The sequence below is a fragment of the Herbiconiux sp. J20-20 genome (assembly GCF_057365085.1).
Genome location: NZ_CP195122.1, coordinates 2395313 through 2408812 on the forward strand (window position 1 = coordinate 2395313; position 13500 = coordinate 2408812).

At 70.0% G+C, this 13500-nt stretch carries 13 protein-coding genes; 11 read left to right on the forward strand and 2 right to left on the reverse strand.

Annotated elements, in window-relative coordinates; genetic code table 11:
- Positions 1 to 69 precede the first annotated feature (69 nt).
- The 10 genes from ACR3ZA_RS11590 to dapF all read left to right on the forward strand — a co-directional run bounded on the left by ACR3ZA_RS11590 (position 70) and on the right by dapF (position 10327).
- On the forward strand, positions 70 to 2859 hold the full coding sequence (locus ACR3ZA_RS11590; RefSeq protein ID WP_473662101.1) for a DNA translocase FtsK: 2790 nt from the start codon (positions 70 to 72) through the stop codon (positions 2857 to 2859).
- Between the two features lie 5 nt (positions 2860 to 2864).
- Positions 2865 to 3521 carry a CDP-diacylglycerol--glycerol-3-phosphate 3-phosphatidyltransferase gene (pgsA, locus tag ACR3ZA_RS11595; protein WP_473662102.1) on the forward strand — a complete coding sequence of 219 codons (657 nt, stop codon included), beginning with the start codon at positions 2865 to 2867 and terminating at the stop codon, positions 3519 to 3521.
- 7 nt (positions 3522 to 3528) lie between these two features.
- Complete coding sequence (locus ACR3ZA_RS11600; RefSeq protein ID WP_473662103.1) at positions 3529 to 4014, forward strand: nicotinamide-nucleotide amidohydrolase family protein; 486 nt, start codon at positions 3529 to 3531, stop codon at positions 4012 to 4014.
- Between the two features lie 124 nt (positions 4015 to 4138).
- Positions 4139 to 4456, forward strand: a complete 318-nt coding sequence (locus ACR3ZA_RS11605; RefSeq protein ID WP_473662104.1) for a helix-turn-helix domain-containing protein — start codon at positions 4139 to 4141, stop codon at positions 4454 to 4456.
- 81 nt (positions 4457 to 4537) lie between these two features.
- Positions 4538 to 4762, forward strand: coding sequence for a DUF3046 domain-containing protein (locus tag ACR3ZA_RS11610; RefSeq protein WP_473662105.1), 225 nt, complete (start codon positions 4538 to 4540; stop codon positions 4760 to 4762).
- A 305-nt stretch (positions 4763 to 5067) separates the two neighbouring features.
- Positions 5068 to 6207, forward strand: coding sequence for a recombinase RecA (gene recA / locus ACR3ZA_RS11615; protein ID WP_473662106.1), 1140 nt, complete (start codon positions 5068 to 5070; stop codon positions 6205 to 6207).
- Positions 6208 to 6241: 34 nt separating this feature from the next.
- Entirely contained in the window at positions 6242 to 6925 is a 684-nt protein-coding gene (locus tag ACR3ZA_RS11620) for a regulatory protein RecX (protein WP_473662107.1), read from the forward strand.
- A gap of 38 nt (positions 6926 to 6963) precedes the next feature.
- Positions 6964 to 8499: a tRNA (N6-isopentenyl adenosine(37)-C2)-methylthiotransferase MiaB gene (gene miaB, locus ACR3ZA_RS11625; protein ID WP_473662108.1), complete on the forward strand. Its 1536-nt coding sequence runs from the start codon at positions 6964 to 6966 to the stop codon at positions 8497 to 8499.
- A 16-nt stretch (positions 8500 to 8515) separates the two neighbouring features.
- Complete coding sequence (gene miaA, locus ACR3ZA_RS11630) at positions 8516 to 9442, forward strand: tRNA (adenosine(37)-N6)-dimethylallyltransferase MiaA (RefSeq protein ID WP_473662109.1); 927 nt, start codon at positions 8516 to 8518, stop codon at positions 9440 to 9442.
- A 9-nt stretch (positions 9443 to 9451) separates the two neighbouring features.
- A complete protein-coding gene (dapF, locus tag ACR3ZA_RS11635) occupies positions 9452 to 10327 on the forward strand; it encodes a diaminopimelate epimerase (protein WP_473662110.1) in 876 nt (291 codons plus the stop codon).
- Here dapF and ACR3ZA_RS11640 read toward each other — a convergent pair.
- Positions 10324 to 10983 (reverse strand): methyltransferase, encoded by a 660-nt coding sequence (locus ACR3ZA_RS11640; RefSeq protein ID WP_473662111.1) that lies wholly within the window; start codon positions 10981 to 10983, stop codon positions 10324 to 10326. The genes dapF and ACR3ZA_RS11640 overlap by 4 nt on opposite strands.
- Positions 10984 to 11025: 42 nt before the next feature.
- Between ACR3ZA_RS11640 and hflX the strand changes: the two genes are divergently transcribed.
- Positions 11026 to 12567: a GTPase HflX gene (gene hflX / locus ACR3ZA_RS11645; RefSeq protein ID WP_473662112.1), complete on the forward strand. Its 1542-nt coding sequence runs from the start codon at positions 11026 to 11028 to the stop codon at positions 12565 to 12567.
- Here the strand turns inward: hflX and lexA are convergent.
- A complete protein-coding gene (lexA, locus tag ACR3ZA_RS11650) occupies positions 12564 to 13241 on the reverse strand; it encodes a transcriptional repressor LexA (RefSeq protein WP_473662113.1) in 678 nt (225 codons plus the stop codon). The genes hflX and lexA overlap by 4 nt on opposite strands.
- Positions 13242 to 13500: the final 259 nt, after the last annotated feature.

Genomic DNA, 13500 nt, shown 5'->3' on the forward strand with positions numbered 1-13500 from the left:
GACAGCTCCGGCGAGGGACACGCGCCCCGCCTCCGCGGCCCCGTCGGTCGCCGCGGGTACCGTGACGACATGGCCACGAGCACCAGGTCGACGAGTTCGCGCGCCCGTTCCGGGTCGCGCTCCTCTGGCGCGCGCTCGCAGTCGACGCGGGCTCAGCCGACCAAGAAGCTCCCCGCGAACAAGCGCCCGACGACGACCGCCGACGAACCGGGCTTCGCGACCACCGCCTACCTCGCCGTCGCGCACACGGTCGGCGGCGCCGCGCGGCTGTTCGGCAAAGAGAGCCTCGCGAAGGACGAGCGCCGCGACGGTGTGCCGTTCTTCCTGGTGCTGCTGGCCGCCGCCGGCGCGGTCGTCGAATGGTTCAACCCCACGCACGAGGTCGCGATCGCGCTCGACGCCTACACCTTCGGCGGCCTGCTCGGGCGGGTCGCGTTCGCGCTGCCCGTGATCATGACGGTGTTCGCCGTGTGGCTGTTCCGGCATCCGTCGAGCGTTCACGACAACACCCGCATCGGAATCGGTCTCGGATTCCTGTTGGCGAGCATCAGCGCGCTCTGCCACCTCTTCGCCGGGGCGCCGCAGCCGAGCGACGGCGCCGTGGCGCTCGCCCGGGGCGGCGGGATCCTCGGCTGGGTCGTCGGTCAGGTGTTCGTGCAGCTCGGGGTCGCCTGGCTCGGCGTGATCGTCGCCAGCGCCCTGCTCGTGCTCTCGCTGCTCATCATGACCAAGACGCCCCCGAATCGCATCGGGGCGCGGCTGCGCGAGCTCTACGCCTACCTCTTCGGGGCGCAGCTTCCGGAGCCTGCGGCACCCGCCGCCGCGACGCCGACGGCGACCACGGAGTTTGGGTCGCTCACCGATCTCGGACTCGAGGTCGACGACCCCAACTCGATGCCGTGGTGGCGCCGCAACAAGCATCGCGGCGAGGCGGCCTTCGACAGCCCCGTGATCGGGCGCGACGAGAAGACCGAGGTCGTCGCACCGGTGGCGCTGTCGGCGACGCCCGAAGAGCCGAGCGACTTCAACATCGACCTGCTCGACGAGCTCGTGAAGGCCGAAGACGCCGTCAAGCGCTTCACCGGCGAGGTCGCCCCGGCGGCGACCGAGATCCGCGAGGACTTCGCCGATCTCCTGCCCGGCTTCTCCGACTCGACGAGCGAGCGCGGCGCCGCGGGCGACTTCGAGGACGGCGACACCGTCGTGGTTCCGAAGGTCGACCCCCCGGCTCGTGCCGCCAGCCCGCGGCGTCCCTACCGGCTGCCTCCCGCCTCGGTGCTCGCTCCCGGCACGCCGCCCAAGGCGCGCACGTCGGCGAACGATGAGATCATCGCCGCGATCACCGGCGTGCTCGGCCAGTTCCAGGTCGACGCGAAGGTCACCGGCTTCAGTCGCGGGCCGAGCGTCACGCGCTACGAGATCGAACTCGGGCACGGGGTGAAGGTCGAGCGCGTCACGGCGCTCGCCAAGAACCTCTCCTACGCCGTCGCCTCCAACGAGGTGCAGATCCTGTCGCCGATCCCGGGCAAGAGCGCCATCGGCATCGAGATCCCGAACCGCGACCGCGAGATCGTGTCGCTCGGCGACGTGCTCCGCTCCGGCGCGGCGACGAAGACGGCGCACCCCCTGACGATCGGGCTCGGCAAGGACGTGGAGGGCGGCTTCGTGATCGCCAACCTCGCCAAGATGCCGCACCTGCTGGTCGCCGGTGCGACCGGCTCCGGAAAGTCGAGCTTCATCAACTCGATGATCACGAGCGTTCTGATGCGCGCCAAGCCCGCCGAGGTGCGGCTCGTGCTCGTCGATCCCAAGCGCGTTGAGCTGGCCGCCTACCAGGGCGTTCCGCACCTGATCACGCCCATCATCACGAACCCGAAGAAGGCGGCCGAGGCGCTGCAGTGGGTCGTGAAAGAGATGGACATGCGCTACGACGACCTGGCGTCGTTCGGCTTCCGTCACATCGACGACTTCAACCGCGCGGTGCTCGCCGACGAGATCAAGCTGCCCGAAGGCAGCGAGCGCGTCCTGCAGCCGTACCCGTACCTGCTCGTCGTCGTCGACGAGCTCGCCGACCTGATGATGGTCGCCCCGCGCGACGTCGAGGACTCGATCGTGCGGATCACCCAGCTGGCGCGAGCCAGCGGCATCCACCTGGTGCTCGCGACGCAGCGTCCGAGCGTTGACGTCGTCACCGGTCTCATCAAGGCGAACGTGCCGTCGCGGCTCGCCTTCGCGGTGTCGAGCATGACCGACTCCCGCGTCATCCTCGACCAGCCCGGCGCCGACAAGCTCATCGGCCAGGGCGACGGGCTGTTCCTGCCGATGGGCGCCTCGAAGGCGATCCGCGTGCAGGGCGCCTGGGTCACCGAGGACGAGATCGATGCCGTCGTGAAGCACGTCACCGAGCAGGCTCGCCCGGAGTACCGCGACGACGTCGCCGCGGTCACCGAGAAGCGCGAGATCGACGCCGATATCGGCGACGACCTGGACGTGCTGCTGCAGGCCGCCGAGCTGGTCGTCAACACCCAGTTCGGATCCACCTCGATGCTGCAGCGCAAGCTCCGGGTCGGCTTCGCGAAGGCGGGCCGCCTGATGGATCTGCTCGAGTCGCGCGAGATCGTCGGCCCGAGCGAGGGCTCCAAGGCGCGCGACGTGCTGGTGACGCCCGAGCAGCTTCCCGAGGTGCTCGCGCAGCTCCGCGGTGACGGGCCGGCGGCCGCGCCCGCGCGGGCCGCATCCGCCCCTGCCGCGGGGTCGCCCGCCGCCCCCGTCGACCCGATCGAGGCCATGACGAGTGGGTATCCTGAGGAGGAGGGCCCCTCGGACGAGGACGCCTGGAATCTGACCGGCAGGGAGTGATCCGGGTGGCTGAAACCCCGACCGGCGCCGAGGGCACCGAGTCGCCCGCGAAGCGACCCAACCCGATGCGCGGCCGAGTCGCCCGCCACGGCGACACCCCCGCGAGCATGGGCAACCTCGCCAACATCATCACCGTCGTGCGCATCCTGCTCACCCCGGTGTTCCTCTGGCTGCTCTTCCTCGACGGCGGCGAGCACGGCCAATGGCGCCTGATCGCGGGCATCATGTTCGTCGTGCTGATCGCGACCGACTCGGTCGACGGCATGCTCGCGCGACGTCAGAACCTCGTCACCGACTTCGGCAAGCTCGTCGACCCGATCGCCGACAAGGGGCTCGTGTTGAGCGGACTCGTCGCGCTGTCGCTGCTGGGCGAGCTCTGGTGGTGGGTCACCATCGTGATCCTGGTGCGCGAGCTCGGCATCACCGCGATGCGCTTCGCGCTGCTGAAAGACCGGGTGATCGCGGCCGGCTTCCTGGGCAAGTTGAAGACGGTGATCCAGGCGGTCGCCATCTCGTTCGCGCTGGTGCCGCTCTGGGAGTGGCTGGGCGACTGGGTGCTCTGGGTCAACTGGACTCTCATGGCTGCGGCGCTCGTGCTCACCGTCGTCAGCGGCGTCCAGTACATCTGGCAGGCGATTCGCGTCGCCCGCACGCACGGCTGACCCGTCGATGCGCACGCTCGCCGTGGAGATCGTCGAGACGCTGACGCGGCGGGGCGAGACGATCGCGGTGGCGGAGTCGTTGACCGGCGGGCTCCTCGTGGCGGAGCTGATCACGGTTCCCGGTGCCTCGCTCGTGGTGCGCGGCGGCGTCGTCGCCTACGCGACCGACCTCAAGGCGCGACTGCTCGGCGTCGAGCCGGAGCTCTTGGAGCGGGTCGGCGCGGTCGATGCCGACGTCGCCGCCCAGATGGCGCGCGGCGCGCGCGCCCGGCTCGGCCCCGGTGAGGAACCGGCGACCTTCGGCCTGGCGACCACCGGCGTCGCCGGTCCGGATCCGCAGGACGGCCACGCGCCGGGCACCGCCTTCATCGCCGTGGCGACGGCGGCGGGGGAGTCGGTGCGGGCGCTGCGACTGGACGGCGATCGGGAGGCAATCCGCCGGGCCGTCGTCTCCGAATCCCTGATGCTGCTGATCGAGAAGATCGCGGAATAGCGGGCGTTTCGATCACGTTACATCTGCTGCCGTCCCAGCAATCCCGCAGGCGGAAGAGATTAGAGTTTTCGGTATTCGATGGGGTAGCGTGAGCAACCCCGCGGAACTGAGTGAGGAGGACACCATGGTTCTGGTCCGTCAGGAAATCGGCGATGTTCTCCGTGACTACCGTCTGCAGAAGGCGATGACGCTGCGACAGGTGGCCGGCCGCGCGAGCGTGGCCCTGGGTTACCTCAGCGAGGTTGAGCGCGGTCAGAAAGAGGCCAGCTCTGAGATCCTCGCGTCGGTCGCCGAGGCGCTCGAGACGCCGATCTCCGTCATCATGCGCGAGGTGGGCGACCGCCTGGCCGTGATCGAGGGCGTCGAGGCCGACTCGGTGGTGCCCGACACGCTCCCCGACGACCTGGTCGCCGAATTCGACGCGGATCTCGCGGTCCGGTAGTCGTCCCCAAGACATGCGAAGCCCCGACCTCGGTCGGGGCTTCGTCGTTCCCGCCGCCCGGCGGCATCCTCGAGGAGGGTCATGAAGCTCAGCGAGTTCGAGCGCGCGCTCGAGGGTGAGTTCGGTGCGTTCGGTCGCGTGCTCTTGCGCGACACGACCCTGGTGGAGTTGGGCAACCGCACCGGTGCCGAGGCGCTGGCGCGCGGGGTGGCGCCGCGTGAGGTGTGGATCGCGCTGTGCCGCGAGCAGGAGGTTCCGATCGACCGCTGGCACGGGGCCGGGCGCCCCGCCCCGCCGCGGGGCTGACGGCCTCGCGACAGCGCGGTCGGCGTCGACGACACGCCGTCGCGCCGCGTGTCGAACATTCATTCGATTCGGGATAGTCTCCTCACCAGAGTCGTTCGAAGACGAGTTGTTCACGTTGAGCGCCGTGCCTGACCGCCAATGTCGGTGCCGGAGCGTAGCGTCAACCTCGTCGGAGAGCACACTCTGACAGCCCTGTCGGAAGCGCGGAGTCCTGGCACCATCGGACCCCGCAGGAACGACAGTCGATGGGCGCATCACCCCGCGACACCGTCAGACGGCGTCGCCGAACCGAAGGAGAACCGATCATGCCCTCACCCGCAGACCGCGAGAAGGCCCTCGAGACCGCACTCGCACAAATCGACCGTCAGTTCGGCAAGGGAACGGTGATGCGTCTGGGCAGCGACGAGCGTGCCCCTGTCGCCGTCATCCCGACCGGGTCCATCGCCCTCGACGTCGCGCTCGGCGTCGGCGGGCTTCCGCGCGGCCGCATCGTCGAGATCTACGGACCGGAGTCCTCCGGAAAGACGACGCTGACGCTCCACGCGATCGCCAACGCGCAGCGCAACGGCGGCATCGCCGCCTTCATCGACGCGGAGCACGCGCTCGATCCCGAGTACGCCGCGAAGCTCGGTGTCGACATCGATGCGCTGCTCGTCTCGCAGCCCGACACCGGTGAGCAGGCGCTCGAGATCGCCGACATGCTGGTGCGCTCCGGCTCGATCGACCTGATCGTGGTCGACTCGGTGGCCGCACTCGTGCCGCGGGCCGAGATCGAGGGCGAGATGGGCGACAGCCACGTCGGACTCCAGGCACGACTCATGTCGCAGGCGCTCCGCAAGCTCACCGGTGGTCTCAACCAGACGCAGACCACGATGATCTTCATCAACCAGCTGCGCGAGAAGATCGGTGTCTTCTTCGGAAGCCCCGAGACGACAGCCGGCGGCAAGGCGCTCAAGTTCTACGCCTCCGTGCGACTCGACATCCGTCGCATCGAGACCCTCAAGGACGGCACCGATGCGGTTGGAAACCGCACCCGCGTCAAGGTCGTCAAGAACAAGATGGCGCCGCCCTTCAAGCAGGCCGAGTTCGACATCCTCTACGGGGTCGGCATCTCTCGCGAGGGGAGCCTGATCGACTACGGGGTCGAGCACTCGATCGTGCGCAAGTCCGGTGCCTGGTACACCTACGACGGCGATCAGCTCGGGCAGGGCAAGGAGAACGCCCGCAACTTCCTGATCCAGAACCCCGAGATGGCGAACGAGATCGAGACGAAGATCCTCAGCAAGCTCGGAATCGGGGCACTCGGCAAGGCCGCGGCCGCTGCGGCTCTCGCCGACGAGGCGGCGGCGGCCGAGGCCGCCGCGGCCAAGACGGGCAAGGCGGGTGCCGCGGCTCCCGCGGAGAAGGCCGAACCGGCCCCGCTCGCGAAGGTGGCGAACGCGTAATCGTCCTCAGACGACGACGCAGACGGAGAAGCTGATGACGAATCCCGAAGAGCGGCTCGCCCCGGTCACCTACCTGCCCGGGGCGCGGCCGCCGGAGGGTCCGCCGGTTGCGGCTGCCGAGTTCCAGTCCGCCGAGCTCCGGTCCGCCGAGTTCCAGTCCGCCGAGGGCGAGCACGATGAACCGGTCACGCTGCGTCAGGTCGTCGACGACGCGGTCGAGCGCGATACCGAGCGCGCCCGGAAGCGCGCCGAGAACGTCGCCCTCCACGCGCTCACCCGGCGAGGGATGTCCCGGCGTGAGGTCGAGCGCACGCTCCGCGCGCGGGAGCTCGACGAGGAGACGATCGAGTCCGAGCTCGAGCGGCTCGAAGGAGTCGGGCTGATCGACGACACCGCTCTGGCCCAAGACCTTGTCGGGCGTCTGCAGGAGCGCAAGGGGCTCGGGCGCCAGGGGGTCGCCGCCGAGCTCACCCGTCGGCTGCTCTCGCCCGCCGCGATCGAGTACGCGCTCGAACTCGTCGAGAGCAGCGACGAACTCGCTCGGGCCAAAGAGCTCGCCGAGGCGCGGGCCCGCCAGCTGCGCAGCTACGACCGCGAAACCGCGGTGCGGCGGCTCAGCGGGTATCTGGCTCGGCGTGGCTACGACGGCAGCACCGTGCGCGCGGCGGTCGCGCACGCGCTCCCCGAGCGCTCCGCGAGTTCCGTCCGGTTCCGCTGAGCAAGGCGGCGCAAGGCCCGGCGTAAACTGGGGCGATCATGACTCTTCTTGATGCGCAGCCCACCGACGCCTCGACGGCGGCCCGCACCTACGAGGTGCGCACCTTCGGCTGCCAGATGAACGTTCACGACTCGGAGCGGTTGAGCGGATCGCTCGAAGCCGCCGGCTACGTGCGCGCCGACGGCGCCCCGGCGGACGTCGTCGTGATCAACACCTGCGCCGTGCGCGAGAACGCCGACAACAAGCTCTACGGCACCCTCGGCCACCTCGCGTCGACGAAGCGCGAGCGCGAGGGGATGCAGATCGCCGTCGGCGGCTGCCTCGCCCAGAAGGACAAGAACGTCATCCTCGAGAAGGCGCCCTGGGTCGATGTGGTGTTCGGCACGCACAACATGGGGTCGCTGCCCACCCTGCTCGAGCGCGCGCGCCACAACGGTGAGGCGCAGCTCGAGATTCTCGAATCCCTCGAGGTGTTCCCCTCGACTCTGCCGACCCGACGCGACTCGGTGTCGAGCGGATGGGTGTCGATCTCGGTCGGCTGCAACAACACCTGCACGTTCTGCATCGTGCCGAGCCTGCGCGGCAAGGAGAAGGACCGCCGTCCCGGCGACATCCTCTCCGAGATCCAGCTGCTCGTCGACGACGGGGCGATCGAGGTCACCCTGCTCGGGCAGAACGTGAACTCTTACGGCGTCGAGTTCGGCGACCGGCAGGCCTTCTCCAAGCTCCTGCGCGCCGCGGGCGAGATCGAGGGGCTGGAGCGCATCCGCTTCACCAGCCCGCACCCAGCGGCGTTCACCGACGACGTCATCGACGCGATGGCAGAGACGCCGACCGTGATGCCGCAGCTGCACATGCCGTTGCAGTCCGGTTCGGATCGCATCCTCAAGGCGATGCGTCGCTCCTACCGCTCCGAGCGCTTCCTGGGCATCCTCGACCGCGTGCGCGAGCGCATCCCGCACGCTGCGATCACCACCGACATCATCGTCGGCTTCCCCGGCGAGACCGAAGAGGACTTCGCCGAGACGCTGCGCGTGGTCGAGGCGTCGCGATTCGCGAGCGCCTTCACCTTCCAGTACTCGATCCGTCCCGGCACGCCCGCGGCCACGATGCCCGACCAGGTGCCGAAGGCGGTCGTCCAGGAGCGCTACGAGCGGCTGGTGGCCCTGCAGGAGCGCATCTCGGGCGAAGAGAACCAGGCGCTCGTCGGGCGGGAGCTCGAGGTGCTCGTGGCGGCCGGCGAAGGCCGCCGCGATGCCGAGCGCGAGCGCCTCTCCGGACGGGCCGAAGACAACCGGCTCGTGCACTTCGACGTGCCCGAGGGCAGCGACATCCCGCGCCCCGGCGACGTCGTCCGGGTGACCGTCACGCGCAGCTCGCCGCACTTCCTCATCGCCGCCCCTGCGGGGGAGCGCCTCGAGGTGCGCCGCACCCGCGCCGGCGACGCGTGGGACCGCTCGGAGGCGGAGAGCTGCGCCGTTCCCGCGCCGAGCGACGGCGTCGTCGGGGCCGAGCGCACCGTCAACCTCGGGCTGCCGAGCCTCCGGATCGGTCCGGGAACCGACCTCCGGTGACCCGGCGACGTCGCGCATGATCGTCGCCATCGTCGGTCCCACGGGGACCGGCAAGTCCCAGCTGTCGCTCGACCTCGTCGAGCGGCTGGATTCCGTCGGCATTCCCGCCGAGATCATCAACGCGGATGCCATGCAGCTCTACCGCGGCATGGACATCGGCACCGCCAAGCTCGGCCCGGTGGCGCGCCGGGGCATTCCGCACCACCTGCTCGATGTGCTCGAGCCGCGCGAGGAGGCGAGCGTCGCCCGCTACCAGGTGGAGGCGCGTGCGCTCGTCGACGACATCGTCGGCCGTGGGGCGGTCCCCGTCCTCGTCGGCGGAAGCGGGCTGTACGTCTCGAGCGTCATCTACGACTTCCAGTTCCCCGGCACGGATCCCGAGGTGCGCGCGCGACTCGAGGCCGAGCTCGAGGCCGAGGGCCCGGGGCTGCTGCACCGTCGGCTCCGCGAGGTGGATCCGGCCGCGGCCGAGGCGATCGGCCCGCACAACGGCCGGCGCCTGGTGCGGGCGCTGGAGGTCATCGAGATCACCGGGGGACCGTTCGGGGCGGGGCTTCCGAGCGAGACGCAGCTGTGGCACCCCACCACGACGATCGGACTTCGCGACGAGCGCGCCGCCCTCGTGGAGCGCCTCGACCGGCGCGTCACCGGCATGTGGACCGGCGGTCTGGTCGACGAGGTGAAGAAGCTGCGCCCCGCGGGACTCGGCACGACCGCGAGCCGCGCGATCGGCTACGCGCAGGCCCTCGCCCAGCTCGACGGTGCGATCACCGCCGAGGAAGCGATGGAGCAGACGGCCGCGCTGACCCGCCGCTACGCGCGGCGACAGGTGAGCTGGTTCGGCCGATACCGTGACACGCACTGGTTCGAGGCTCGCGACCCGGGCCGGGCCGGCGCGGCGACCGACGTGGTGCGCACGGCGCTGTCGACGGCGCGCGGATAGGCTCGAAGCATGAGCACTCTCGCCTTCACCAAGGGGCACGGCACCGGCAACGACTTCGTCCTCTTCGCCGACCCCGACGGCGAGCGCACGCTCGATGAGCACGCCCTCGCCGCAATCTCGGATCGCCACTTCGGGGTGGGCGCCGACGGCGTGATCCGCGCGGTCCGCTCGGCACGGCTTCCGGAGGGAGCCGCGACGCTCGACGAGGATCCCACCGCCGAGTGGTTCATGGACTACCACAACGCCGACGGCAGTCCCGCGGAGATGTGCGGCAACGGCATCCGCGTCTACGGCGCCTTCCTGCTGGATCGGGGCCTCATCGATCTTGAGGTCGGCGAGACGGTCGCGATCGGGACGCGGGGCGGTGTTCGCCACCTCACCCGGACGGCCGAGGGCTTCGAGGTGGATCTCGGCGCGTGGTTCGTCGCCGACGGTGAAGTGCGCGTCGACGCCGACGGGCTCGACGTGCCGCGGCCGGGACTCGCGATCGGTGTCGGCAACCCGCACGTCGTCGTGGCGCTGAGCGACGCCGCAGAGCTTGACGGGCTGGAGCTCACGAGCGCCCCCGAACTGCTTCCCGCCGCGCCCAACGGCGCGAACGTCGAATTCGTGGTGCCCGCCGACCCGCTCGTCGAGGCCGGTGTCGGGCACATCCGCATGCGCGTCCACGAGCGCGGCAGCGGCGAGACCCTCTCCTGCGGCACGGGCGCCGCGGCGGCGGCCCTTGCGACCCGGCACTGGGCCGGCGAGGGCGCACCGGACGTCTGGAGCGTCACGGTTCCCGGCGGTGTCGTCGGGGTGCGCGTGTTCGAGGTCGACGGACAGTCGCACGTGGCGCTCAGCGGCCCCGCGGCGCTCGTCTTCGACGGCGCGCTGGAGCTCTAGTTCGCGTCGGGGATGACCGAGATCGGTTCGGTGAGTCCCGAGCCGGAGCGGCGTCGCGCCCGCAGCACTCGATAGCCCTTGTTGGTGGCGGCGCGCGTGACCGTGAGGTCGTCGGGGAACTCTGCCTGCAGCCACCGGTGCAGCGAGTCGGAGCCGAGGTTTCGCTGCACCACGAGCCAGGCATCCGTCCCGACTTCGAGGCGTGGCAGCCAGTTGGAGAGCATCGAGTGCAGTTCGCTCTTGCCGACGCGAATCGGAGGATTCGACCAGATCGTCATGAACCGCACATCTGTGGGAACATTGTCAGGTGTACAGGCAGTGATGTTGTCGAGACCCAGACGCGCGGCGTTCTGGCGCACGAGGTCGAGCGCCCGCTGATTGACGTCGACAGCCCACACGGTGGCGTGGGGCGACTCGAGCGCGAGCGACAGAGCGATGGGTCCCCAGCCGCAGCCGAGGTCGAGCAGGTTTCCCCCTGGCGGCGGCGCTGGCACATTCGACAGCAAGACGTTCGTGCCGACATCCAGGCGCTCCGGGCTGAAGACCCCGGGCGCGGAGGTGAGGACACGGTCCTCGCCCGCGAGACGGACCGTGATCTCTCGCGGCACGTATCCACTTCCGGGCTCCGACGAGAAGTAATGATCGGGCGGGGCCATGCAGAGAATCTACCGAACTACCGCACCAGAGGGTGAGAGTCCATGACTGAAGAAGACGACCGGATGCTGGACCGCGTCCTGGGGCGCGAGGACGCGCGCGCCGACAAGATCTCCGTATTCGGACGCGGCCGCGCGGCCGCCCTGCACGAGACCTCCGACGAGTCCGAGCTCGATGGCGAGCAGTTCGACCGCGAGGAGCGCGCCGCGCTGCGCCGCGTCGCCGGTCTCTCGACCGAGCTCGAGGATGTCACCGAGGTCGAGTACCGCCAGCTGCGGCTCGAGAACGTCGTGCTGATCGGCGTGTACTCGAGCTCGGGCAATGCGGCACGCGCCCTCGAAGACGCCGAGAACTCGCTGCGCGAGCTCGCCGCGCTGGCCGAGACGGCGGGCGCCGTCGTGCTCGACGGGCTGCTGCAGCGCCGACCGCACCCCGACGCCTCGACCTACCTGGGCCGCGGCAAGGTGGAGGAGCTGCGCTCGATCGTGGCTCACCTGGGCGCCGACACCGTGATCGCCGACACCGAGCTCTCGCCCAGCCAGCGTCGCGCCCTGGAGGATCGGGTCAAGGTGAAGGTGATCGACCGCACCGCGGTCATCCTCGACATCTTCAGCCAGCACGCCAAGAGCCGCGAGGGCAAGGCCCAGGTCGAACTGGCGCAGCTCGAGTACCTGCTCCCGCGGCTGCGCGGCTGGGGTGAATCGATGTCCCGTCAGGCCGGTGGCCAGGTTGGCGGCGCGGGTGCCGGAATGGGAAGCCGCGGACCGGGTGAGACGAAGATCGAGCTCGACCGGCGACGCATCCACACCCGCATGGCGAAGCTTCGCCGCCAGATCAAGGGCTTCGCTCCCGCGCGGGAGGCGAAGCGGGCGAACCGCGACCGGTTCGAGGTGCCGAGCGTCGCGATCGCGGGCTACACCAACGCGGGCAAGTCGAGTCTGCTGAACCGCCTCACGCGCGCGGGCGTGCTCGTCGAGAACGCGCTGTTCGCGACGCTGGACCCCACGGTGCGGCGCAGCCAGACGCCGGACGGGCGCCAGTTCACCCTGGCCGACACGGTCGGCTTCGTGCGCCACCTGCCTCACCAGCTCGTCGAGGCGTTCCGCTCGACGCTCGAGGAGGTCGGCAACTCCGACGTCATCGTGCACGTGGTGGACGCCTCGCATCCCGACCCGGCGGCGCAGCTCGCGACGGTGCGCGACGTGATCGGCGATGTGGGGGCGCGCGACCTTCCCGAGATCGTCGCCTTCAACAAGGCGGATCTGGTCGACGAGAACGACCGCATCCTGCTGCGCGGGCTGGAGCCGGGCGCCGTCTTCGTCTCGGCCCGCACCGGGGAGGGCATCGACGAGCTGCGCGCGCGGATCGCCGAACTGCTGCCGCACCCCGATGTCGAGCTCGACATCCTGGTGCCGTACGATCGCGGCGATCTGGTGTCGCTCGCGCACCAGCGGGCGCGCGTCGTCGACACCGCGTACGAGGAGGCCGGCACGCGCCTGTCGCTGCTGGCCACCGCGCGGGTGGCGGAGCAGCTGCGCGCGGCGGTGGGGGCGAGCGACGCGGCGGAGGCCGTCGAGACCGACTAGACGGAGCGGAGCACCGCGACGACCTTGCCGAGCACCTCGGCTTCGTCGCCGAGGATCGGCTCGAAGGCGGAGTTGCGCGGCAGCAGCCAGGTGTGGCCGTCCCGCTGACGGAAGACCTTCACGGTGGCCTCGCCGTCGAGCATGGCGGCGACGATCTCGCCGTTCTGCGCCTCGCGCTGCTGGCGCACGACCACCCAGTCGCCGTCGCAGATCGCGGCGTCGATCATCGACTCGCCGACGACCTTGAGCATGAACAGGTCGCCCTTGCCGACGAGTTGGCGGGGGAGCGGGAAGACCTCATCCACCTGCTGATCGGCGGTGATCGGGATTCCGGCGGCGATTCGGCCGACCAGCGGCACCATGGCGGCATCGCCGACCGGGATGGCGGTCTCGGCCTCGTCGGTTCCGGGCAGATCGATGAGGACCTCGAGGGCGCGCGGGCGGTTGGGGTCACGGCGCAGGTAGCCGCTCAGCTCGAGCTGCCCCAGCTGGTGCGTCACGCTCGACAGCGAGGCGAGGCCGACGGCGTCGCCGATCTCGCGCATGCTCGGCGGGTAGCCCCGCGAGGCGACCGAGCGCTGCACGAATTCCAGAATGGCGCGCTGCTTGTCGCTCAGGCTGGTGCGCCGGCGGGTTCCCGGGCGACCGTTCTCGGTCGAATCGATCTCGCTCATCGCATCCTCCTGAAGGCGTTGTATGTCGAGGTGAGCCCAATGTCGGTGGCCTCTGGTCGAATCTCCTCAACGATCGAAACTGTATCCGTTCCGACTCGCCCGAGCAAACAAATGTTCGAGTGTGTCGCACATCGGCTGCGAGAAACTCCCGATCAGTACTTGAACATATGTTCGATCGAAGATATGTTCGGAACACAGCTTCGGATCCGGTCGCCCGGCCGTGACCGGATCCGAGCTGTCCAACGACTCGAGAGCGAGG